Consider the following 23082-nt stretch of genomic DNA (forward strand, 5'->3'; position numbering starts at 1 on the left):
TTCAGCGGTTGGCACGGCGCTCGCGAGCGGCGATCTTGAAACGCTCCTGGGCGTCCAGGACGACCTTGCGCACGCGCACGGCCTCGGGCGTGACCTCGACGCACTCGTCGTTGGCCGCGAACTCGAGGGACTCCTCGAGGGTCAGCTTACGCGAGGGGGTCAGCGACTCGTACACGTCGGCGGTCGCACTACGCGTGTTCGTCTGCTTCTTCTCGCGGCAGATGTTCACGTCCATGTCCTCGCCGCGCGGGTTTTCGCCCACAACCTGGCCCTCGTAGACCTCGGAGGAGGGCTCGACGATGAAGGAGCCACGCTCCTGCAGGTTCGTCATCGCGTACGGGGTGGCTTGGCCAGCGCGGTCAGCGACGAGGGAGCCGGTGAGGCGCTGCTCGATGGAGCCCTGCCAGGGGGCGTACCCCTCGGAGATGGACGAGGCGATGCCGGTACCGCGCGTTTCGGTGAGGAACCGCGTACGGAAGCCGATGAGGCCTCGGGCGGGAACCACGAACTCAAGGCGGATCCAGCCCGAACCGTGGTTCGCCATGGTCTCCATGCGGCCCTTGCGGGCGGCCATGAGCTGCGTGACGGCGCCCAGGTACTCCTCGGGGATGTCGATCGTCATGCGCTCCATGGGCTCGCTGAGCACGCCGTCGATCTCCTTGGTGACAACCTGCGGCTTGCCGACGGTGAGCTCAAAGCCCTCGCGGCGCATCTGCTCCACCAGGATCGCCAGGGCGAGCTCGCCACGGCCCTGGACCTCCCAGGCGTCGGGGCGCTCGGTGGGCAGAACCTTCAGGGACACGTTGCCGATGAGCTCGCGGTCGAGGCGGTCCTTAACCTGGCGGGCCGTGACCTTAGCGCCCTTGACGCGGCCGGCCATGGGCGAAGTGTTGATGCCGATGGTCATGGAGATGGCCGGGTCGTCCACCGTGATGAGCGGCAGGGGACGCGGATCCTCGAGGTCGACGAGGGACTCGCCGATCATGATGTCTTCGATGCCGGCGACGGCAACGATATCGCCGGGGGCGGCGGAGTCGGTGGACACGCGCTCGAGGCCCTCGGTGGCCAGCAGCTCGGAGATGTGGACGCGCTGGATGGTGCCGTCGTGGCGCGCCAGGCCCACGTCAGCGCCCTTCTTCAGGGTGCCGTTGTGGATGCGTAGCAGAGCGAGACGGCCCAGGAACGGGGAGGCGTCCAGGTTGGTGACGTGGGCCTGCAGCGGCATGTCCTCGTCGTAGGTGGGGCCGGGGATACGGTTCAGGATGGTCTCGAACAGGGGCTCGAGGTTCTCGGTGGGCAGCTGGCCGTCACCGGGGTTTTCCAGCGAGCACTTGCCGGCCTTAGCGGAGGCGTAGACGACGGGGACGTCCATGAGGGAGTCGACGTCGATGTCGATACCTTCGTTCATGAGGTCCTCGCCCAGCGACAGGAGCAGGTCGGTCGTCTCCGAGACGACCTCTTCGATACGCGAGTCGGGACGGTCTACCTTGTTGACGACGACGATGACGGGCAGGTGGGCCTGGAGGGCCTTACGCAGCACGAAGCGGGTCTGCGGGAGCGGGCCCTCGGAAGCATCGACCATGAGGACGACGCCGTCGACCATCGACAGGCCTCGCTCGACCTCACCACCGAAGTCGGCGTGGCCGGGGGTGTCGATAACGTTAATGATGACGCCATCCTTGAGACCCAGGGCCTGTGCGGCGGGGCCGGTGTAGTGGACGGCGGTGTTCTTGGCGAGAATGGTGATGCCCTTCTCGCGCTCAAGGTCGCCGGAGTCCATGACGCGCTCGCCGGTCTTCTCGACCGTGTCACGCTCGGAGAACGCTCCGGACTGCCAGAGCATTGCGTCAACCAGCGTGGTCTTGCCATGATCGACGTGCGCGACGATGGCGACATTTCGCAGGTCGGGACGCGTAGACATATGTGGACTCCTCAAATGTGGATACAGATTTATGCGTGTGAGGGGGCATGGAAGCCGCAGATACAACCGGTTCGAACCGATTTCACGCACATACGCCTCTAAGAATATCGGCTGAACGAGGGGCAACACGATCCCCATGTTGCGAATTCCACCACGTCGTGGACACGTGGCGGCGATGTGAGGCACCATCGGCCCGTCTATTTGCTCGGTCACAAGCTATGGCGTTAACTGGCTTGTATGACTGACATCACCACGCTCAGCGCAGACGTTTCTAAAGCCTCGACCCTTGTCACCCTCTTCGGTGCGCACCTGTTGTCGTGGCATCCTGCGGGTCACCCGGATGTCCTGTGGCTGTCCTCCCGCGCGGTGTTGGATGGCACGAAGGCGATCCGCGGCGGCATCCCCCTGTGCCTGCCTTGGTTCGGCAGCCCCACCGACTCCCCGACGAGGCCCGGCCAGGGAGCGGGTGCCCACGGGTTCGCCCGCACGAGCCCCTGGACGCTGCTGGGAAGCACCCAACCCGCGAACGACGCCCCAGCCTCGTTCTCCTTCGAGCTGCACCACACGGGCGAGACCTCTGCCCTCTACCCACACTCCTTCTGCGCGCGCCTGGACATCACCGCCGGGGCTGAGCTGAACACCACCCTGACCCTCACGAACGAGGACGACCACCCCTTCGCTATCGAGGCCGCCCTGCACACCTACCTGCACGTCGGCGACGTCAACGACGTGACGGTAGAGGGCCTGGACGGAGAACGCTACTACGACAAGGTCCGCGAGCGCTACGCCACCCAGACCGGCGACGTGACTTTTATCGGCCCGACGGACCGAGTCTATACCTCCACCCAGCTGGTCCAGGTCGTCGATCCGAAGCTGGGCCGACGCATCATCGTCGACAAGAGCGGTTCGGGCTCCACGATCGTGTGGAACCCCTGGTCGCAGGGCGCGGCCACGATGAGCGACATCGGCGAGGGCGAGTGGCAGAACTTCGTGTGCGTGGAAACCGCGGCGGTGCGCGAACGCGCGCTGACGCTGTGGCCGGGGCACCCCCACATCATGACACAGACCCTTGCCGTGGAAACGCTGGACTGACCGACCCGCGGGTAGGATTGGCTCCAGCTACGACCAGAAAGGCCCTCATGGCTCTCACTTCCGCGATCGCGTCCGCGTACCTGTCTGTTTCCCGCTGGAAGCTGTCCACGCAACCCCTGCCGGACAAGGTCATCGTCATCGGCGCCCCGCATACCTCGAATTGGGACGGTGTCTTTATGGCGATTTCCATGTGGAAGTCTGGGCGCACCTTCTCGTTCCTCGTGAAGGATTCCGTCGTCAAGGCCCCGGTGCTCGGCTGGTTCGTGAAAAAGATTGGCGCGGTCGCCGTTGAGCGCAGCGCCTCGCACGGCTTGGTCGAGCAGGTTGCCCAGCGCATCCGCGAGGCAGACACCTTCACGCTGTGCATCACGCCCAAGGGCACGCGATCGCCGCGTGATTTCTGGAAGTCCGGCTTCTACCGCATCGCAATGGAGGCAGGCGTGCCGATCCAGCTGGGCTTCATCGACCGCAACACCCGCACGTTCGGCTGGGGCCCGACGTACCAGCTGACGGGCGACGTGCACGCCGACATGGAGGCCATCCGCGCGTTTTACGCCGACAAGGTGGGTATTCACCCTGAGAAGACATCTGTTCCGCGACTGCGCGCTGAGGACGAGGCCGAATGAGGCTCACGCGAGCGCTGCTCGGCACCGCTGGGGCTCTCGCACTGACGGCGGGCGGCGCTGCGGCGTATGCGGACGAGCCAACGCAGATTCGCCTCGTCGAGGTCTACGAGATGACGCCGGGCGTGAGCGCAACCCATGAGGTGACCCTGTCGACGGATCACGCATTGATCGGTGAGCAGTGCCAGTCGATGGGCACAGCCGCGCAGGCGACTTCCTCGCTGCTGGTGGATGTGGGCGGGGTCTTGGGATGCCGTTTCACCTGGAACCTCGAGGACGCGAGCGCCGAGGTCGTCTCGGTTGACGACGGTGGGGTCTTCCACTTCGAGTCGACGTCGGCCCGACTGCTGGAGGGTTTTTCCTCGCCCGAGGCGTCGGCCTCGATCGAGTCGGTGACCCTCATCGCTCACGATTCAGTTGTCGTCGAAGCCTCTGACGGCGGGGAGATTTCGGTTCCTTCGTCGTCCACGAAGAAGGATGCGAGCACTGTCGTGTGGCACGGCGTGACGGACAACGTGAGTGCGTCGGGCTCAGTTGCGCCGGGGGCCTCCGCGCCGGCGCCATCCCCCTCCCCCTCGTCGAGCACCAGCCCCGTATCTTCCTCTGAGCAGCGAGGTGGTAGCTCGGTTGGGCGTTCTTTGATGCCCGTCCTCGCAGTGACTGGGTCGGTGTTGGCCTTGGTGATCATCGGAGCGCTTGTGCGTGGCCGCGCCGCCTCGCAGCGGCGAGCAGCAGACGCTCAGTTCGATCACGATGCCTCGTTGAAGAATGCGCGCCGCGCTCAGTCGGGTGCGCGTCAGACCTCCGCGCTCCCCTACGCGCGCAGCGCGGCCATCTCGAAGGGCTCCGAGGCCCCCTCGAACGAAGAACGTTTCGCCCCGCCCGAGTGACCTCGTTCGTCTGTGACAACGACACGTGCCCCGACCTCTTTGCGAGGCCGGGGCACGTGTCGTTAGCCGATGTGGAAGTAGCGTTCGACGAGTTCTTCCACCGAAATTCGCGAGTCGGCCAGGTCGTCGCGCAGGTGCATGTCCCCGAGTGCAACCAAGTGAGACGCCCACGAATCAATGAGGCCGGCGGGGAACACGCCCTTCGCCTCGTAGTCCTCGCGCTGGGTGAGGAGCCTACCGGCGGCCTCGAAGCAGGAGCCGGGCAGCTGATCGAGGTCGGGGGTCTGCGAGGCGTCGCCGTCGACCTTGCGTTCGCGCGCGTAGTCGGCCATGCCCGGTTCGGTCAGCCCAATACGTGCCGCGACCGCGATACCGGCCAGCAGCAGGTGGACGGCCGCAGAACCGTCGGGGCTGCGCAGTTCGACCGTTTGCGAGTCATTCGGCAGCTCGTCGATGGGAGGCTCGGCGGGGTTCGCATCACGGAACATCGAGTCGTCAATGTTCTGCCATCCCAGGGGCACGCGCACGAGGACGGAGCGGTTACGGTCGCCCCAGCAAATCGCCGTGGGGGCCTCCTGATGCGGCACGAGGCGCAGGAAGGAGGTGGGGACCGTGTTGCCGAAGGCGGTCAGGGAAGCGGCATGCGACAGGTAACCGCCGATGACCTTCAGGGCCGTCTCCGTCAGGCCCGATCCCGTCGAGAACTGGTTGACACCGTCCTTGACGAGGCGGGTATGGAAGTGCATGCCCGAACCGGCCTGGCCAACCGCGATCTTCGGAGAGAAAGAGACGTGAATGCCGTAGGAGTGGGCAACCTCGCGCAGCACCCACTTGGCGAGCACCATCTGGTCGGCGGCATCCAGGGCGTCCACGGGCAGAAATTCGATCTCCTGCTGGACCATCTGACGACCGTCGGACACGAAGTTACCGACCTCCGAGTGGGCGTACTTGACCGAGCACCCCATGGACACCAGATGCAAGAGGGTCTCCGTGCGCACGCTCTCCCACTTCGAGAAGGGCCCCGATTCGTGGTAGCCGCGCTGCGGTTCGACAGGGAACAGGTCCTCCTCGTCGGAGAAGAGGTAGTACTCGAGTTCACCGAGGGCCTGCAGTTCACAACCCGTCTCCTCCTTCAGGGCGCGCTGGGCCTTGCGCAGAATCTCCTGCGGCGCCGAGGCCAGGGGCTTGCCGTCGACGTCGTAGAAGCCGCACAGGATATCCAGGGTCGGAATGTGCGAGAAGGGGTTGAGGAAGGACGTGGCCAGGCGGGGCACGACGTACAGGTCCGAGGAGGTTGCCTCAACGAAGGCGAAGAGTGACGAGCCGTCGACGCGCTCACCCAGCGTCAGCACACGATCCAAGTGCGCCTTGGACTGAATCGCGAAGTTCAGCGTCTTCAGGCGACCGTCCCCTCCGATATAGCGCAGGTTGAGCATCCTGATGCCGTTGTCCTCGATATAGCCGATGATGTCGGCTTTCGTAAATTCCTTCGCCGGCTTTCCGAGGGCAGCAACGAGGGGATTTGGACTGAGGGAAACGGTGTCGGTCGACAGCATGAAGCACTCCTCTTTGAGTATGACTGGATTCACATCAGCACGACCATTGTAGACCCATTCAACAAACCTGACAGTCGGGAGATAATCGCAACCTTTCAACAGTTCCGCAGATTGACGAACGAAAACATTCCACATCATTAGTGACACTTATTACACTTTTGTAGCCAAGTCCAAGGAGCCACCATGGAATTGCTCCTGACCGTCATGGCGCCCTACCGAGTCAACGTCTTGCACTGGCACCTCACCGACAACGCCGGGTGGCGTATGCACGTGCCCGGATACCCCATGCTGACAGCGATCGGCGGAAACATCCCACGACAGCCCAGCGACTGGTACGACACCGAGTGCGCTCCCGACCGAAAAGGTTCATGGCGCCTCACGCCAGCACACTCGACCCAAGGTTTCTACTCGAACGCCAACATTCACCACCTCGTCAACTTTGCGGCGGCGCGCGACATCCGCATCGTTCCGGATATTTCCATCCCCTCCCACGCTGGAGCCGCAATCCGCGCCTATCCCACCTGGGAAACCCCGCCCGCGTCAATAAGGCGCCCCATGGGGTCAACGAAACCCTCTGGCCCAGCGCCGCCTCTCTCAGCTTCGTCGAAGCGGCGTTCCATCACGCCTGCGCTCTCTTCCCCACTCCGACCATCCATATCGGAGGAGCATCAACCGACTGGTGGCCATGGCAATCCGACCTCTCGCTGATGCGCGCAGGCTTTACCTCCGGCGCAGCGATTGAGCGGCTCTTTGTCGACCGGGCACTGCGCGCCCTCCACTTTCACGGCAGGCGCGCGGCCGCCTGGGACTCCCTCACGAGGCCCTATCCGACTCCTCCACCGGGAACCACTCTCCTTGCCCACCGTCCCGGGAACACTGGCCGCCAGGCCGCCGAATCCTCTGGAGCGCCGTGGATCCTGGCGGACGCCGAGATTCTCACCCTCAGTCACCCTGGGCGAACCAGCAGCCCCCTCGAGCCCACCCACACCCTCTTCGACGACCCCACCCAGGCGTTGCGTGGGGAGCGACTGAAAGGAGTCGAGGCCGTGGCATGGTCCTCAACCATCACCACCCCAGACCTCCTCTTCTACTATCTCCTCCCCAGGCTCCTCGTCATCGCGGAAGCAGCGTGGCACGGGGAGGAGTCCCCGCCCTGGGACAAGCTGGCTCCCCTCATTGAACACGAGATGGCACACCTGCGGTGCACCATCCCCTACTGGAATCCACAGCGGCCACGATAAAGGGCCGCGCACCCGAGTCGAATGCGCGGCCCCGTGCCCCCTAGCGGGGCAGGATTCGGAGCAGGCATGAACCCGCCCCACTAGGACTATGAAGGTGCTACGACCAGGCTTTCAGGCGCTCAGCAAGCGCGCGCGCCGCAGCGTCCAAACGCTCGGCTTCCTGGACGTCCCCACCCCTGACCGCACGCCAGTAGGAAATTTTCGTCCGCAAGAACTCGCGACGCAGCTCAAGAATCTGCGCCTCTTCCCGCAAGCGCTCATCCTGCTGCTCCAGCAAGGTGATGAACTCGGAAATATCGCGCTCACCACCAAGGCCCGAGCGAACATACTCACGCATATCAGCAATCGACATGCCGGACGCCGACAGGCACGACACCCACGTCAACAGCTCAAGGTCGTCTTCCTGATAGATGCGGTGACCACTCGAAGGGTCACGCGCGATGGCGGGAATGACGCTCACATCCTCGTAGTAACGCAGGGTGGACGCGGGCAGCCCAACGAGCGCCGCTACCTCCTTGATGGAGTACGTGCGCCCGGAGCCAGTCCCTACCATGACTTCACCCTAAAAGACCTCAAGTCCTTGAAGTCAAGCGGAGGTGCGGGACGTGCATCACGCGCCGCGACCTGCACAAAGGCGCAATCGCTCATCTATCGCCACGCAGAGTTGAGAATCGGCAGAAAACGCCTGAGCGCACCCGCGTTAGAGCAGCTCCGCACGCCTCTGGAAAGCCCAGATCGGACAGGTCTCCTCACGCATATGCACATCGACGCGGTCAAGGAGTTCACAACCGCCATTAAGATAGAAACGCGCATTTTTTTCCGTCGAGGTCACGAAGCCGTAGGCCCGCCCACCGCGCTTCGCCACGAAATCCGGCAGGACCTTGGAGACCAGCCAACGCCCCACGCCGCGACCACGCATGCTCGCGTCAACGGAGAGCACCTCGAGATACCAGTCGAAATCGCCATTATCGATGGCGATCTGATCAGATCGGTCGGTCACGTCGAGAAAATCAGCCACGAGGTGCGGGGAGGCGTAGCGGAAGAGCTCATAGCCTCCACTGACGAAGTTACGCACCACGCCAACCTTGCGATCATGCATGAGCGCCGTTGCGACAACTTGCCCTTCATGCTCCACGACAAGTGCGTGACGTGCCCACTGATAGGAGGACGCGAGCATCCGATTAATCGCGGCCAGGCATTGTGGGTAACAGTCCGGCTGGTAGAGGTAGGGCTTGAGCATGATATGCAGCGGATAGTCAAGGAACCCCTCGGTGATAATGCGCGTCATTTCGGGAATATTGCCGCGTGTAGCGGGTCGACACTTCATGGGCCACCTCCTTCATCAACATGGGCACATGAGCAATCTACTATCAAAAACCTAACTGCAGGTAGACACCTGTCATCCTACGGGATAGACACCAATCTAGCCTTGTCAACGAGGCGCGTTTTTCTTTGTCACTCGGACTTCTTATATTTGACGATCGGTCAGGTAATCTTGCATGCGCTCCCCCTCGTTGCTTTGTATCCACGAACGGACGATAATCGAGTGGTTCATATCAGGAGGACTGCATGCGACTCTTTCGCGCCCTGTGCGCCACGCTCGGGGCACTACTCATCGTGTCGACGCTACCGTCGGGAGCCTACGCCGCCGACGGGCCGACACTGTCGGAGGTGTTCGTCCTGACCAAGGACGGCCAGCTCGTCGACACGCTGACCATCATTGATCCGTCCCGAACAATGAGTGAGTCGGCGTGCCAGCCCTACGCCGGTAAATCATCGGACCAGCATGTCGAGTTTGTGACGCGCGACGACGCAACCGTGTGCCACATGCAGCTCATGTACACGAATGCGGAGAATGAATCTGAGTTCTCCCTCGAGGACTCCGGCGAGTTCGTCATGACCGCTCACGCCGAGCGCACGCTCACCGAGTCTCGAAAGTTGTTCCACCCGGACTTGACGCTTAAGTCTTTGTCCCTGAGTGTCGAGGGAGAGGTACAGTCCGCCACCGCGGGAGCTTCCACGTCTGCAACGACGTACGAGGGCCGCACATTCTCCGTCACTTCCTGGACCGACACCGTCCCCCAAATGATCACCGTGAAAGGGTCTCTCACCCCTGGCGGCGACCCCAGTGCCGCGGCGACGACGAATGCACTGAAGGATCCATGGGGCGTGACCCCGATGCCTACCTCGGCCTCGGCGAGCTCGAGCGTAGCACCGACGGCGGACGCTGCCGCCGCACCCGAAGAATCCTCCGATCCTCCGATCGCTCTTCTCATCGGTCTCATCGTTGGCCTCGTCCTTCTCGTCATCGGCATCGTGGTTGTCGTCTACGTTGTGCGCGCCAAGCGTGGAAAGAAAGCGACATCCGGAACGCAGGCCGCCGCCCCGGCTTCGCATGTACACGGTCCCTCTCCTGCTCGTGGGAACGAGGGCGTGGAGCGCTACGCCCCTCCGACACCGATTGCGCCCGCCGCTACGTCCGCTCCTGCTCCGGCTCCCACCAAGCGTCCTTCGGCCTCCCTGAATCCTCCGCAGCCGACGCCGCATGACACCGGTTTCACGTGGGAGCACAAGTCGCGCCCGATGCCCACCGCTGCTCCCGTAGCTGCGACCCCGGAGGCTCCCAAGAGGCGACGCTCGCGCAAGGACCACAGGCCTGCGGTCTTCCCTGAGCGCCCCGCACAGCCGATGGCCGGCCAGCCGATGCCTGGCGCCGGCATGTCCAGCGGCCCCCTCCAGGTCCCGATGACCGGCGTTTCTCAGCGCAGCGCGGCCCCGGCCGCACCCCCTGCTTCCCCGCAGGCTCCTACCGTCGCGCCTACCCCGCCCACCACTCCGACACCCACGCCAGCGTCCCAGCCCGTCGTGGCGGTGCCGCAGGCCGTAGCATCGGCACCACAGCGAGAGACTCACACGGAGTCCGCCTCTGATTCCTCGCTTCATCGTCGTTCGCGCCAGGCCTCGGAGGCTCAGCAAGCGGCCGACGCTCAGCCGGTGTTCCCGAGCAGACGTTCACAGCGTCAGGTGGTCCGCGACGCGCATGTTCCTCAGCCTGTTCCGGCCCCCGAAGAAGCACCTGCAGCACAGCAGGTGCCGATTCCCGTGCCCATGCCTCCCGTTCCGCCCGTGCCGCCGCCTCCCGCGAGCGCCGTCGACGCTCCCGAGACGATGCTGATCCCGAAGGTCCGCCAGGCTGCTATTCCGGTGCCCGAGCCCGTCGTGGAACCCGAGCCGATCGTCGAACCGGAGCCCGTCGCGGTGGTCGAGCCTGAACCGATCGTCGAACCCGAGCCGGTCGCTGTGGTCGAGCCGGAACCCGTCGCGGTGGTTGAGCCCGAGCCGATCGTCGAACCGGAGCCCGTCGCGGTGGTTGAGCCCGAGCCGATCGTCGAACCCGAGCCGGTCGCTGTGGTCGAGCCGGAACCCGTCGCGGTGGTTGAGCCCGAACCCGTCATCGAGCCGGAGCCCGTCGTGGCGGCTGAGCCCGAGCCAATCGCGGAACCCGAACCGATCGTCGAACCCGAACCGATCGTCGCGCCGGACCCCGTCGTCGAGCCGGAGCCCGTCGCGGAACCCGCCCCGGCCTCGTCGATGTTGTTTATTGATGACGCGGAGATGCCGACCGCGCAGATTCGTCGTGTCCGCCGGGAGAGGCCCGCAGACTGGGGGACGCCCGAGCCGGCCGCGCCGGTGCAACAGCCCGAGCCCGCCCCTCAGGTGTCCACTCCCCAGATGACGCCGGCTCCGTTCGAGCAGAGTGCGCCCGCCATGCCTTCGGTCGTCGAACAGCCGCAGGCCCCCGCATCCCCGCAGATGCCTGCCGCCTTCCAGGCGCCGGCCGCTGCGACCCCCTTCCAGGAGGACTGGAACGCGGAAATCTCCCAGATGAAGGAAGCCCCGCGCGAGCAGGAAGGTGATAAGAAGTGCCGCAGGCTGTGGGGCTGGGGCAAGCGCCGCAAGAAGCGCAACGAGGCCGCCACCGCGCCCGAACCCGAGATCGATGAGCCGATCGAGTCCTCTCACGCGCCGATGATTTCAGTCGACGCGCAGGACGAGGATGACTGGAACGACTGGCAGAACTGGAACTCGCGCAGCTAACTGAGCGCCGGGGAGCGCCTATAGGCGGCTCTCGACCTTGGCAAACTCGACGTAGTGCGCGAGCTCCTCATCCAGATCATCCGGATTGTCTGCGCCATCGGACGTGGCCTCGGCCTCTACATCCGCTTCATCCTGTCCGTAGCGCTCCAACAGGAGGCGCTCTCGGTAGAGGTTGTCCGCTGTCACGCCGATGGTACGGATGAGGGACGCATTGAGGGCCATGCCGACGATAATGCCGATAATCGGCAGGATCTGCGCCATCTTCATGCCGACGAGACGCGCTCCCAGGGCCGCGAACAAGGAGTCCACGGACGCGGTCAGCGCATTGCTCCCGATGCTCTCCATCGATCCGCGTTTGGTGAGCTTACGTACCACCTTGTTGAACATGCGCATTGAGGTCTCCTTCTCGACGGCATGGTCACCAACCGTGCTACGCGGGGCGATCGCCTGGGATAAAACCATCGCGGAAAACAGCTTTTCAGCTGGGTCCTTCGTGTCATAGCCGTAGTACGCAGCCGTGTGGGACACGAGGCGCGCAGAGGAAGCCAAGAAAGTCGCGATATCGAGGCCGATCGCCCCCACGATCACGCCGATACCGGGTGCCGAAGCGATGCCCAGACCGAGGAGGGCAGCGACCGACCCTCCCGTCGCGAATACGCTGCTCACCGCTCCCTCCGTCACGGCAGCAACGGCGTATCCGACCTTCAGGTGGGGCCTGACCGATTGGATCTCGGCCAGGTTGAGGTTTCGGATGTCCTCGAGGCACTCGATGTCGTGGCCCGCCCGGCGATACGCCTTCACAATTCGCTTTCGCTGAACCGAGGATTCGGCAGCTGCTGTTGCCTGCTCGACGAGCGTCAGGACAGCCGATGAGGTCTTGTCCGCAATCGCGGCCCCGCCGGGCACCTTGCGCGCGAGGTCGGCCATCTTTTTCAAAGGGGTGAGCACGTACGAACGGATGCGCTGAGTGATGACGCGAGGACTGCGCGGGCTGATCTGAGCAGCCTTCCATTCTTGGATCGCATCCCACTGCGCACGATCGTCACCGGTCATGCGCTGACGTATGTCGTCAGCTTCGCTGTCCGCTTCTTCTAAACAATCCGGCATACCCCCAGCCTACACGGCCGACAATCGCAACTTCATGGAACCGCGGGAGCGAGACTGCCACTCCCCTACGGGCGGCTCTCGGCCTCGGCGATCTCCACGTAGCGCGCGATGTCTGCGCTCAGCTCCTGGGTATCGGCAGGCCTCACCAGGTCAGTGGAGGCACCGTCGCCAGGCTCCACGCGGCCGTAGCGTTCGGCGAGGAAGCGCTCGCGATACAGGTGATCGGCGGTCTCGCCGATGGTGCGCATCAGGGCGGCATTGAGCCCGGCACTCACGACGACGCCCGCGACGGGGACGATCTGCGCGAGCTTACGGGATGCCAGGCGCACGCCCATCGCACTGAAAAGGGAGTTCATCGCGCTCACGACCACGTTGCCGCCGAGGCCGTCGAGCGAACCGCGCCGGGCGAGGTCGCGCATCACCTTATTGAAGGCCAGCATCGTCGTCTGCTTCTCAACAACGAAATCGCGACCACTGCCCGTCGGATCGATCGCCTGTGAGAGCACCATCGTGGAGAAGAGTCGCTCAGTCGGGTCCTCCGAGTCGTAGCCGTAGTACGCGGCCGTGTGCGCAACGAGGCGGGTCGCGGCAGCCAGGAAGCTCGTGATATCAACGGCGATCGCCGAGGCCGTGACGCCCACTCCCGGGGCGGAAGCCACGCCCATGCCAAGCACTGCGGCAACGGAACCACCCGAGGCGAAGACGCCGCTCACCGCGCCCTCGGCGGCCGCGGTCGTCGAATAGGCCAGGCTCAGGCGGGGCTTGACGGTGAGAACGTCGTCGAGCGTCAGAGATCGGATGTCCTGCAGGGTCCGCACGTCAAAGCCCGCGGAACGATAGGCCTTGAGGATGCGCTTGCGGCGCACCGAGGCCTCGGATGCGGAGGCTGCCAGCTCGACGAGGCCGAGGGCAGCGGAGGACACGGTTCGGGTCAGCGCCTCGCCGCCGGGCACCTTGCGCGCGATGGACACCGCCTTACCCAGGGGCGCGAGGGCCGCCGAGCGGACGCGCTGGGAGATGACTCGGGGGCGGATCGGGCGCATCTGCCCGTCCTTCCACCGCTGGATTTCGTCCCAATGGGCGGCGTCGGACTCGCTCATGCGTGCACGCAGATCGTCAGACATGCTCTCCCCGTTTCTCTCGCGGTCGCTAACTCACCAACACTACACAGTGAGGGCCTCGTGCGAGGCTGTAGCGCCGCCGCGTCCCCTGTTATGCTTGTGACCTGGTAGTCAGATTCGGCCTCGATACGAAGGAGCTTCCGTGGAATCTCGTGAGTCGCTCATCAACCAGATCGCTCTTCTCCATGAGGAGAAGGAACACCAGAAGATCATCGCACTCATCGAGGGCCTGCCCCCGGCCGCGATGGACTACGAGCTGACGAGCCTGCTGGCGCGCGCCTACATCAATTACGCTCAGCCCTACATGGATTCTTTCCAGGAACACATCAAGCACGCTGTGGAGCTGCTGCGCAGCGTTGAGGCCGAGGGCATGGCAGACCCGCAGTGGTACTACCGCATCGGCACCGCCCTGTACTGGCAGGACGAGGAGGAAAGTGCCATGACGTACCTGGAGCAGTGCCTCGCGATGGACCCGACCCACGAGGACGCTCCACAGGTCATCGAGGAGTGCAAGCGCGCCCTCGAGCGTCGCACAGTCGTACGTCCCCTCGACATGCGTGCACTTATCGACTTCTTCGAGCGCAACGACTACAGGTACGACGTTGAGGACAATCGCCTGCGCACGGGCTTCACGAACGGCTACTACGTGTTCTCCGTGATCGACGACGGAGCGGACCTGAGCATGTGGGGCGGCATCCGCGAGGATGTGTCGATGGAGCTGCGCCCGCGCCTCATCCAGGCGTGCAACGACTGGAACGCGGCCACCAAGTGGCCCAAGGTCTACGTGGCGACGCTGGACGACGGCACGCAGCGCGTGTGCGCCGAGCAGTTCGTCTCGTCTCGCTACGGCATGACTGACGCGCAGGTGTCGATCAACATCGACCGTTTCATTTCCGCGTCCGAGTCCTTCTTCAAGGAGCAGATCGAGCGCATCCCCGCACTGGGTGGCGCGAGCGAGTAACGCTCGCACAGAAACGTTCCTCGGCCTCGTCTTTTCGGACGAGGCCGGGGTTCGTTATACGGTCACTGCCCGACGCGCTGCGCCAATGCTCTACGCATTGCTGCGGGGCACGTAGACGCTGAGGCCGCCGTCGCTGACCACGCCCGTGAGGGTCCCGTCATCCGCGACGAGCACGGACGGGTGGTCACCGATGATGCACTCCCACGCCTGGCCTGCGTGGCGCGTTCCCACGTAGAGGGTCTTCTCAGCGGCCATTCGATCGGAGAGGATGACGGCGCAGCCGGAGCCGGGGATCTCGTCCTTGCCTTCGCGGGCAAAGCCCACCACGTCGGGATGATCAAAAGCATTGTGCTGCGGGCCGACAGCCGCGCGGGCTCGGATACTCATGAGGACCGGCAGCTCACGCACGGCGGGCAGGTCGTCGGACTCGGGGGAACCCAGAAGGTCACCCCAGAACACGCAGGGAACCCCGGCCTCGTTGAAGAGGATGAGGGCGTAGGCGGCCGCCTTGAACCAGGGGGCGACCGTGGAGGCCAGGGACTGGCCGGGCTGCGTGTCGTGGTTTTCGACGAAGGTGACTGACTTGTCCGGATGGGAGGCAGTCAGCGTGTTCTCCCACAGGCGCGCCAGGTCCACGTTGCCATCCGAGACCGAGGCCTGGTGTAGGTGGTAGTGCAGCGGGACGTCGAAGAGCATGACGTTGGGGACCCGCTCCAGGTAGTCCTTAAGCTCGCGCACGTCGCCGCTCCAGTACTCACCAACGGCGGGTAGGCGGCGCCCCGTGGAGGCGCGCAGGTCCTCGAGCCAGCGCGCGTAGAAGTCCGATCCCACGTGCTTGACGGCGTCGAGGCGCAGCCCGTCCACGCCGGTCGTCTCGACGTACCACTTGCCCCAGCGGTCCAGCTCCTCGCTGACGCGGGGGTCGGTGACGTGCACGTCGCAGCCCATCAGATAGTCGAAGTTGCCGAACTCGGTGTCGACGGACTCGTTCCACTGCTTGCCTTCGAAGAGCCACAGTCCGTTGCGCTTCGTGGCTTCATCCCAGTCGATGCCGTGGAAGCACGTCCAGTCCCACGTGAAGTCCGAGTACGCGCCCGCGCGCCCCGGGAACGTGAAGTGGGTCCACGCCTCGATCGTCTCGGGCTCCCCGATGGCCTCGTGGCGGTTCTGGGGGTTGATCGGGGTGGCTCGCACGGTCTCGGTCGCATCGGCGCCCATGCGGTGGTTGAGGACGATGTCGGCGCACACGGCGATTCCCGCCTCGTGCAGGGCTTCGATGGCGGCCAGGTACTCGTCCTTCGTCCCGTACTTCGTGGGCACGGAGCTCCTCTGGTCGAACTCGCCAAGGTCGTACAGGTCGTAGACGCCGTAGCCGACGTCGTTGATACCCTCGTGGCCCTTGTAGGCGGGCGGCAGCCAAATGATGGTGACGCCCAGGTCCGCGATCGCCTGGGCGTGCTCGGCGAGGTAGCGCCAGTGGCTGGCGTCCGGCACCATGTCCCAGGCGAAAGCCTGCAGGATCAGCGGGCCCGCCTCCGTCATGGACGAGGCCAGGGCCGGTTCGATCGTCTCATTCACCCGCATATCGTGGCAGGTTTCCCCGCCCCCGGGCGCGCGAGAATGGGAAACAGTGGCGGGGTATACACGGTAACGAGGCCGGGGCTGGGTACCGCTGATGCGCGCGGTACGGCCCCGGCCTCGTCAGGCTACCCCTTGACGGCGCCGGAGACGAGACCGGCACTCATCCGGTTCTGCACAATCATGAACAGAATGAGGACGGGGATCGTGATGATCGTGGACGCGGCCATAACTCCACCCCAGTCGCTGCCACGCAAACCCTGTTGGAAGGACTGCAACCACAGCGGCAGAGTGACCGCACTGTCACGCGAGAGCACGATGAGGGCAAGCGTGTATTCGTTCCATGAGTGCAGGAAGGAGAACACGCTGGTCGCCACCAGGCCGGGGGCGAGCAGCGGCAACGTCACCCGCATGAAGGCGCCCACCCGAGAGCAACCATCGATCATTGCGGCCTGTTCAAGCTCCTCCGGGACGGCGTCCACGTACCCTCGCATCATCCAGGTAACAAAGGGCAGCACTCCGCCGACATAGAGGAGCGAGAGTCCAGCAACAGAGTTGAGGAGACTCCACGCGTCAAGCATCCTGTACTGGGAGATGAACAGCGCTTCGGCCGGGATCATCTGGACGACAAGAACAGCGACAATGAATGTGCGTTTACCCCTGAACTGGAAACGAGTGAGAGCCAACGCTGCCAACAGGGACAGGGTCGTTGTGGTGACAACAGTGATCAGTGCTGTCAGAAGCGACATCCCGAGTGCACGATGAAAAACCGGTGAGACCAAGACCGAGTGAAAGTGGTCAAACGTCAGCGGAGCAGGCACGAGCTTCGGGGGAGACGCCAATAAATTACGGTCTGTCTGGAGAGATGAGTTCACCATCCAGTAGACGGGCAGGAGCCAAACCAGGGCGCATAGGGTCAAGGTGACATTGACCAATACAACACCGATACGGGCACGGCCGCTGCGTCGACGTGGCATGGCTGTGCGAGGCGAAGCTGTCACGGTCATACACGATCCCCCTTCGTGAAGAGCATATGAATGTATCGAGAGGTGATCACGAGAGTGATGAGAAGGACGATAGTTGCCAGGGCGGAGGCAACTCCGTAGTTGCCCTGCGAAATACCGACCTTGTAGATATAAGTGCCCAGCAGGTTCGTTTCATCGGAAATCGATCCGGACTGTTGAAGCACGTAGATCTGCGTGAACACGCGCAGATCCCATATGACCTGAAGAACGCCGATGAGTGCGATAACAGGTGACACCGACGGGAATACGACGTAGCGCAAACGCTGCCAATAGGACGCGCCATCGATCTGCGCTGCCTCGATGAGGGCCTCATCAATCTGTGTCATAGCCGCGTAGATTGAGATCGTGGCCAACGGCATGGATGCCCACACAATGATGGCCGAAGCAATAAGGAAGAACGTCCAGTAGCTCTGCGCAAGCCAGGCGGTCTGCGAGGCTTCTTCGAATCCGAGGACCGCGAGAACGTAGTTGAGCAGTCCGAAGTTCTTGTTGACGAGCCATTGCCACACTGTCAGTGTGGCCAGGAGCGGCATCGCCCAGACAATGACGAGCACCGCGTTCATCAAGGTGCGCACAGGAGCGGATGCAGCCTTCATCATGAGAGCAAAGGCGATCGCCAGAGTCATCGTCCACCCGGCGGTCCACAGACAAAATGCAAGAGATTTCGCTGTGACTGTCCAGAAGTAGCTGTCGGTGAGAATCGAGGTGTAGTTGTCGAAGCCGACCCACTCCGGAGGGGCTCCAAACTGCTGTTTGAGGCCGAACTTTTGGAACGACATAACGAACTGGCGCAGCATCGGATAGCCGAGGACGACCAGGACGACGACTGTCGCCGGCGCAAGCAGCAAGTACGGGATGGCACGCCTGCTCGCTCGGCGCGAAGACGCCGAGCGAGCAGGCGAGGCGGTTGCAGCGCTCATCACTGCTCGGAGTTCAAAGCTTCAGTGAGCTTCTTGGAGAAGTCACTGGCGGTCGAGCGCACATCAGCCCCTTGTGCGATAGCCATGAAGAAATCACGCAGCCCGTTGTCACCTGCGACGGCACCCCACTGCGGCGTGTTGGGCGTGAGCTTGGAGTTCTCGACGATAGTCGGTGCAATCTCAGCGAAGGCTCCCGTCTGCGAACTCGCATAGGCTGAGTTGCCTGGCGTCCATCCAGCCTTGGCGATTGACTCCTGGAAATCCTTCGAGTAGATGATCTCGAGAGCCTTAGCTGCCAGCTCAGGGTTGTGGGCCTTAGCAGCCATCGAAATGGAGGATCCGCCAGCGAATGTCTGGCCGACGGTTCCGGCTGTCGTGCTCGGAATCGGCATGACACCAACCTTGCCTTCATCCCAGAGGGACTTGTCGATCTTCTCCCCGACGTTGCCGGTACCAACCATGAACGCGACCTTGTTCTCGTTGAAGAACTTCTCAAAGCTCTTCTGGGATGCCTGGTCGGCGAGCGCGTAGGCAGTTCCCTCCTTGAAGATCTTTTGGACACGGGTCAAGGAAGCGATGGAAGCATCATTGTTGATGAGGGCAGTCCACTTACCATTGTCCATCTTCGCGTAGTCACCGCCGCCGGCAAACATAAGGGATTCAACACCGTGGATATCGACTGCAGCCAGGTACATTCCGGAGAATCCGTCGACGTTATCGGGGTTGGCCTTTCCAATGTCGATGGCTGCCTGCGCGAGCTCATCGAGCGTGGTCGGGACACTGATCCCTGCCTTTTCGAGCAGGTCCTTGCGGTAGTAGACGCCACGGGCTCCTGCGTAGAGCGGCAGAGCATATTTGTGCCCCTCCCAGGTTCCGGCATCGACGAAGCTAGGAATGAGTTTGGATCCACCTAGGGTCTCGTACTGGCCATCGAGCGGCGCAAAGGCTCCGACGGAAGCGAAGAGAGCAGTTTGCGTGTTTCCGGTTTCAACCAGATCAGGGCTTTCAGCGTCCGAGGCGAGAGAGGTCTGCAGCTTGTTGACAATGCCATCCCAGGGCTGGATCTCGACGGTGAGCGTATTGCCGGGATTGTTGGCAGCAAAGGTGTCTTCCAGGTACTTCACCGCATCGTCTGGGATTGATCCTTCCATGAACCAGACGCGCACGTTCTGCCCGGTTGTTGCAGCAGAGCTGGTTGTTCCTGATTCCTTGGAGCTATCAGAGGCGGAACCGCAGGCGCTCAGGCCTAGGGCGCAGGCCCCTGCGAGTCCCATCGCGGCCATCTTGGCCAGTGTTGAGTGAGACATGAGTTTTCCTCTCGAGTGAGTACGCGACACTGCGTAGCAGTGATTAGAATCTCACACACAAAGCTCTGTGTCAACTATCGTGACAGTTACCCCACGCAACCTCACACTGATTCACCAGCTCGACACACACTTCATCCATCGAGAGCAAAACACCCAGCCCCGCAACCGCAACATCAGTCGGAACAGCCGCACGCACACTCAACCCCCGGACACTCAGAGGCAAGGAACGGCTTAAGAGAGCACGCTCAACAGGCCCAGCCAGAACCTCCCCCATGCCATCAATGAGGCCACCAATGACAACCTCCTCTGGATTCATCAGGTGCAACGCAGATACGAGCGCTTCACTCAGCTCATCAGCAAGACTCCAGACAATCGACTGAGCAACACGATCTCCCGAGCGGACACGAGCAGCAAGGGTCGAAGCATCAGCACCCTCTCCCCAGACAACAGAAGCACGCTCATTGACCGCCCGGATGCCGACGTACTGCATGAGACAACCCCGAGCCCCACATTCGCAGGGCTTGCCATGCGGATCAATACTCACATGCCCGAGCTCACCCGCCCCGCCGCGCGCACCGCGCACACTCACACCATCGACGATCTGAGCACAGCCAATCCCATATGCAAGATGCACATAAAGCTGGGATCCAACCCGGCACCCCCCAGCCTCATACTGCGCATACCCACTCGTGCGCACTTCATTATCAACGATGACCTCACACCCGAGAGCATCACGAAAATACTCTTTCGGATTAGTCCCACCCCATAGCCGAGAGGCGGCAGAGGTAACCACCTCACCACTCCGACTATCGATCTGAGCATTGACGGCAACATACGCTGCAAGCACCCGGCGACCACTCTCCCCGAGAGCCTCCCGAACGCAAGCCAACGCCGCTTCCATGCGCGCACGCCCCGGAGTGGCCGGGTCAATAGCAAGACGGGAGGTGTGTACGGGCGTCCGATCAGCACGAGTTAGAAGAACGAGCGTGGAGGCCGCCCGAAAAATGACGGAGAGAAGAAAACCGACGGACTCACTGATACCGACATCCGCCTTGAGCCCCTCCCCACTGCACAGGACACCACAGGCGACTCCATCAGCAACGACGTTTGTCGTCGTCGTCCTCGTAACAGACAGGGAACGCGCGAGCTCAGCGCGATGCATAGGCCCACGCTCAACAAGCTCGGCGATCACGTGTCGACGATTGTTACCTTTCATGACACTCCCTCACAGATTTCTGTTACTCTACGTGACAGAATACTATGCTGAAGCGGAGGCAACGTGGCCATCATCAGTTTTCCTTCTAGAGATACCGTCGTGCCCGAGGGGGACTCCCAGATCCCCCATGATCGCTCCCTCAAGCCCACGTACGCCTGGCGCGGTCTCCTTATCGACTCGTCACGCACATTCTGGCACACCGACACGATGCGTACGGTCATCTCATTAATGGCTCGCTACGGGTTGAACACCTTGCACTGGCACCTGACAGACGACGCAGGTTGGAGGTTTCCGCTTCCTGAATACCCAGCACTCACAACAACCGGGGCAACAATGCCACGTGAGCCCTACTCCTGGTACGACAACGTCGACGCGGACCGACGTCAGGAGACCTGGCAAGCTGCATCCACCAACTCCACGCGCGGATTCTACAGCGCGGAGGATATCCGAAGCTTGGTTTCCTTTGCGCACGAGCGCGGCATCACGATTGTCCCTGAGGTTGACATCCCCGGACACATGGCAGCTGCAATCTACGCATACCCGGAGCTCGGGTGCCCACGCTTGGCGGGCTGCAGGCCGCGCACACGTCAGTGGCGCAACGACATGCTGTGGCCTTCACAGGAGAGCTTCCGCTTCGTTGAGGCCGCGTTGAGCCGGGTATGCGAGCTCTTTGATTCGCCCGTTATCCATGTCGGAGGCGACGAGTGCCGCTGGGAGGAATGGGAGGCCGACGAGGCTCTCATGGAACGCATGCATGACCAGGATGTCACAAACGGAGCCGACATTCAGAGGCTGTTCCTCTCCCACTGTGCAGCTGTTCTCGCCACGTTTGGTAGGAGGCTTGCCGGATGGGACGAGATCGTCGGGATGGCAGGAAAAGACTTGCCAACTGACGCCCTCGTACTCGGGTGGCGCGAGAACGGTCTGGGGGCACGTGATGCTCGTGCGAGCGGCAGACAATGGGTGCAATGCGATGCCGATCTCCTCTATCTCAATCGCTTGGCTGGGGCGATCGAAGAGGAACCGACGGGCATGAACGGAATCATCACACCACAGCGGATCAGCGAAGAGCTGCCTTCTCTGCTCAACGGTGAACGTCTCATCGGTGTACAGGCAGCCGCATGGAGCGAGTTTCTCACGACTCCGGATCTCCTCTTCTACCATTTATTCCCCCGACTCCTCATCGTCGCGGAAGTTGCTTGGCACGGTGAAGCGGCACTCCCCTGGTCGGAGATCACCCCACTAGTCGAGGAAGAGATCATGACGCTACAGTCCGCAGGTATACCCTGCCGCCCCCTCACATAACGAGGCCGGGGCTGGGTACCGCTGATGCGCGCGGTACGGCCCCGGCCTCGTCGGTGGTGCGTTACTTGCGGCGCCCGAAGAGCCCCTTGACACCATCCGCGATGCCGGAGGCGCCGTCGGCGATACCCGAGGCCGCGCTCTTGGCACCGACCATCACGACCTTCGCTTTGCCGCGCAGGCCCTTCTTGATAGTTGTCGCCGTCTCAGGTGTTTGTCCCTGCCTGGTCGCGCCGAGGCGATGCCGGTCCCACTCGTCGACGTCGACGCCGGGGGGCGGGATCTCGCGCAGGTGCTCTTTGAGGAGCGCGGACTGGGACTGGAGCGCCATGAAGGTCAGGCCACTCGATACGAATCCGCCGATGACGGGGACGATCTTCGAGAATCCCTTGGCGGCTGTGCTCTTCGTGATGTTGATGCCGATGAGGCGCAGGCTGTGCTTGACGACCGGGTACCAGGTGATGCTCATAAGGGCACGCTTGGTCGCGTGATTCCGGTATGCGGTCTTGGCGGCCACGCGCGCAAACGCCGTCAGGGACTGGGCGGCGCCCCCGACCCCCAGCATGACGCCGAAAAACACGGCGAGCACGCCGAGCGTGTCATCGTCAGCGTCTCGGCCGTCCGGGAGGAGATCTCCCCAGCCGTACAGGTAGGCGAGCTTTTGCATGATCCTCAGCGCGTGCACGTAGTACTGCATCAGGTCCGCGGGGATCGTACCGAGCATCGCGAAGCCACCGGGGATACCCGCGACGAAGGAGATGGCCGCCGACTTGTTCGTCTCGTAGGAGATCGCTTCCTCTGCAAGCCTGTCGATCTCGGTCAGGGAGACTCCGGCGAGCAACGGGTTCGAGTCGATTGCGCGCTGGATTGCGTCGTCACCCATGTGGAGTTTGCGCAGCTCCTGGTGCAGGAACTCCTCGCGGTTGACGCGCACGCCGGGCACGCGCACGACCTTCGCCAGGAACTCGAGCGCTCGCTGTTCCGGCTCGGATTGCTGCCCTGTGGCAACTCCAGCCGTCTGGCTGTTGTGGGCACGGGCGTTCATCATGTCGGGCATCGAGCTCCTCCTCGTCTGACGGCGCGCGGACAGCGCGCATCCGGTCCCACTCTAGCGAGCGACGCCC

At 63.1% G+C, this 23082-nt stretch carries 19 protein-coding genes and 1 pseudogene; 8 read left to right on the plus strand and 12 right to left on the minus strand.

Annotation, left to right across the window (positions count from 1 at the left end):
- Position 1: 1 nt before the first annotated feature.
- Positions 2 to 1921 (minus strand): translational GTPase TypA, encoded by a 1920-nt coding sequence (typA, locus tag ACTODO_RS00675; protein ID WP_003790213.1) that lies wholly within the window; start codon positions 1919 to 1921, stop codon positions 2 to 4.
- A gap of 237 nt (positions 1922 to 2158) precedes the next feature.
- Between typA and ACTODO_RS00680 the strand changes: the two genes are divergently transcribed.
- From ACTODO_RS00680 to ACTODO_RS00690, 3 genes are read left to right on the plus strand one after another with little or no spacing between them, the layout of a single operon-like run.
- On the plus strand, positions 2159 to 3013 hold the full coding sequence (locus ACTODO_RS00680; RefSeq protein ID WP_003790214.1) for a D-hexose-6-phosphate mutarotase: 855 nt from the start codon (positions 2159 to 2161) through the stop codon (positions 3011 to 3013).
- Between the two features lie 47 nt (positions 3014 to 3060).
- The gene (locus tag ACTODO_RS00685) at positions 3061 to 3639 is read left to right on the plus strand and encodes a 1-acyl-sn-glycerol-3-phosphate acyltransferase (protein ID WP_003790216.1); all 579 of its coding nucleotides are present in this window, start codon (positions 3061 to 3063) and stop codon (positions 3637 to 3639) included.
- Positions 3636 to 4526: a hypothetical protein gene (locus ACTODO_RS00690; RefSeq protein WP_003790219.1), complete on the plus strand. Its 891-nt coding sequence runs from the start codon at positions 3636 to 3638 to the stop codon at positions 4524 to 4526. Before ACTODO_RS00685 ends, ACTODO_RS00690 begins: the two co-directional genes overlap by 4 nt.
- Before the next feature lie 62 nt (positions 4527 to 4588).
- Here ACTODO_RS00690 and ACTODO_RS00695 read toward each other — a convergent pair whose 3' ends face one another.
- On the minus strand, positions 4589 to 6082 hold the full coding sequence (locus ACTODO_RS00695) for a glutamine synthetase family protein (RefSeq protein WP_034511742.1): 1494 nt from the start codon (positions 6080 to 6082) through the stop codon (positions 4589 to 4591).
- Positions 6083 to 6286: 204 nt separating this feature from the next.
- On the opposite strand from ACTODO_RS00695, the pseudogene ACTODO_RS11035 reads away from it, so the two are divergent.
- Together ACTODO_RS11035 and ACTODO_RS10385 are read left to right on the plus strand one after the other, a co-directional pair.
- A pseudogene (locus ACTODO_RS11035) lies at positions 6287 to 6556 on the plus strand (family 20 glycosylhydrolase); the annotation flags it as partial.
- Entirely contained in the window at positions 6451 to 7323 is an 873-nt protein-coding gene (locus ACTODO_RS10385) for a family 20 glycosylhydrolase (RefSeq protein ID WP_279625063.1), read from the plus strand. The pseudogene ACTODO_RS11035 and the gene ACTODO_RS10385, both read left to right, overlap by 106 nt.
- Before the next feature lie 97 nt (positions 7324 to 7420).
- Here ACTODO_RS10385 and ACTODO_RS00705 read toward each other — a convergent pair whose 3' ends face one another.
- Positions 7421 to 7876, minus strand: a complete 456-nt coding sequence (locus ACTODO_RS00705; protein ID WP_003790228.1) for a MerR family transcriptional regulator — start codon at positions 7874 to 7876, stop codon at positions 7421 to 7423.
- A 147-nt stretch (positions 7877 to 8023) separates the two neighbouring features.
- The gene (locus ACTODO_RS00710) at positions 8024 to 8650 is read right to left on the minus strand and encodes a GNAT family N-acetyltransferase (protein WP_208853675.1); all 627 of its coding nucleotides are present in this window, start codon (positions 8648 to 8650) and stop codon (positions 8024 to 8026) included.
- A 242-nt stretch (positions 8651 to 8892) separates the two neighbouring features.
- On the opposite strand from ACTODO_RS00710, the gene ACTODO_RS10950 reads away from it, so the two are divergent.
- Positions 8893 to 11421, plus strand: coding sequence for a hypothetical protein (locus tag ACTODO_RS10950; RefSeq protein WP_003790231.1), 2529 nt, complete (start codon positions 8893 to 8895; stop codon positions 11419 to 11421).
- 18 nt (positions 11422 to 11439) lie between these two features.
- On the opposite strand, the gene ACTODO_RS00720 is transcribed toward ACTODO_RS10950, so the two are convergent.
- On the minus strand, positions 11440 to 12528 hold the full coding sequence (locus tag ACTODO_RS00720) for an EcsC family protein (RefSeq protein WP_003790234.1): 1089 nt from the start codon (positions 12526 to 12528) through the stop codon (positions 11440 to 11442).
- A gap of 65 nt (positions 12529 to 12593) precedes the next feature.
- Positions 12594 to 13628 (minus strand): EcsC family protein, encoded by a 1035-nt coding sequence (locus ACTODO_RS00725; RefSeq protein ID WP_003790236.1) that lies wholly within the window; start codon positions 13626 to 13628, stop codon positions 12594 to 12596.
- A 163-nt stretch (positions 13629 to 13791) separates the two neighbouring features.
- On the opposite strand from ACTODO_RS00725, the gene ACTODO_RS00730 reads away from it, so the two are divergent.
- On the plus strand, positions 13792 to 14610 hold the full coding sequence (locus ACTODO_RS00730; RefSeq protein ID WP_003790239.1) for a type III secretion system chaperone family protein: 819 nt from the start codon (positions 13792 to 13794) through the stop codon (positions 14608 to 14610).
- Between the two features lie 90 nt (positions 14611 to 14700).
- Here the strand turns inward: ACTODO_RS00730 and ACTODO_RS00735 are convergent, their stop codons facing one another.
- The 5 genes from ACTODO_RS00735 to ACTODO_RS10400 form a co-directional block, all read right to left on the minus strand.
- Complete coding sequence (locus tag ACTODO_RS00735; RefSeq protein ID WP_003790243.1) at positions 14701 to 16194, minus strand: alpha-amylase; 1494 nt, start codon at positions 16192 to 16194, stop codon at positions 14701 to 14703.
- A gap of 122 nt (positions 16195 to 16316) precedes the next feature.
- Positions 16317 to 17195 (minus strand): carbohydrate ABC transporter permease, encoded by an 879-nt coding sequence (locus ACTODO_RS00740; protein WP_034511745.1) that lies wholly within the window; start codon positions 17193 to 17195, stop codon positions 16317 to 16319.
- A complete protein-coding gene (locus ACTODO_RS00745; protein WP_003790247.1) occupies positions 17192 to 18133 on the minus strand; it encodes a carbohydrate ABC transporter permease in 942 nt (313 codons plus the stop codon). The genes ACTODO_RS00740 and ACTODO_RS00745 overlap by 4 nt, the downstream gene beginning before the upstream one ends.
- Positions 18133 to 19440, minus strand: a complete 1308-nt coding sequence (locus ACTODO_RS00750) for an extracellular solute-binding protein (protein WP_244262488.1) — start codon at positions 19438 to 19440, stop codon at positions 18133 to 18135. Before ACTODO_RS00750 ends, ACTODO_RS00745 begins: the two co-directional genes overlap by 1 nt.
- A gap of 70 nt (positions 19441 to 19510) precedes the next feature.
- Positions 19511 to 20656: an ROK family protein gene (locus ACTODO_RS10400; RefSeq protein WP_003790251.1), complete on the minus strand. Its 1146-nt coding sequence runs from the start codon at positions 20654 to 20656 to the stop codon at positions 19511 to 19513.
- A 63-nt stretch (positions 20657 to 20719) separates the two neighbouring features.
- Between ACTODO_RS10400 and ACTODO_RS00760 the strand changes: the two genes are divergently transcribed.
- Positions 20720 to 21961 carry a beta-N-acetylhexosaminidase gene (locus ACTODO_RS00760; RefSeq protein WP_050749171.1) on the plus strand — a complete coding sequence of 414 codons (1242 nt, stop codon included), beginning with the start codon at positions 20720 to 20722 and terminating at the stop codon, positions 21959 to 21961.
- A 61-nt stretch (positions 21962 to 22022) separates the two neighbouring features.
- Here ACTODO_RS00760 and ACTODO_RS00765 read toward each other — a convergent pair whose 3' ends face one another.
- Positions 22023 to 23015 carry an EcsC family protein gene (locus ACTODO_RS00765; protein ID WP_003790255.1) on the minus strand — a complete coding sequence of 331 codons (993 nt, stop codon included), beginning with the start codon at positions 23013 to 23015 and terminating at the stop codon, positions 22023 to 22025.
- Between the last annotated feature and the right edge of the window lie 67 nt (positions 23016 to 23082).

The organism is Schaalia dentiphila ATCC 17982 (genome assembly GCF_000154225.1).
GTDB lineage: Bacteria > Actinomycetota > Actinomycetes > Actinomycetales > Actinomycetaceae > Pauljensenia > Pauljensenia dentiphila.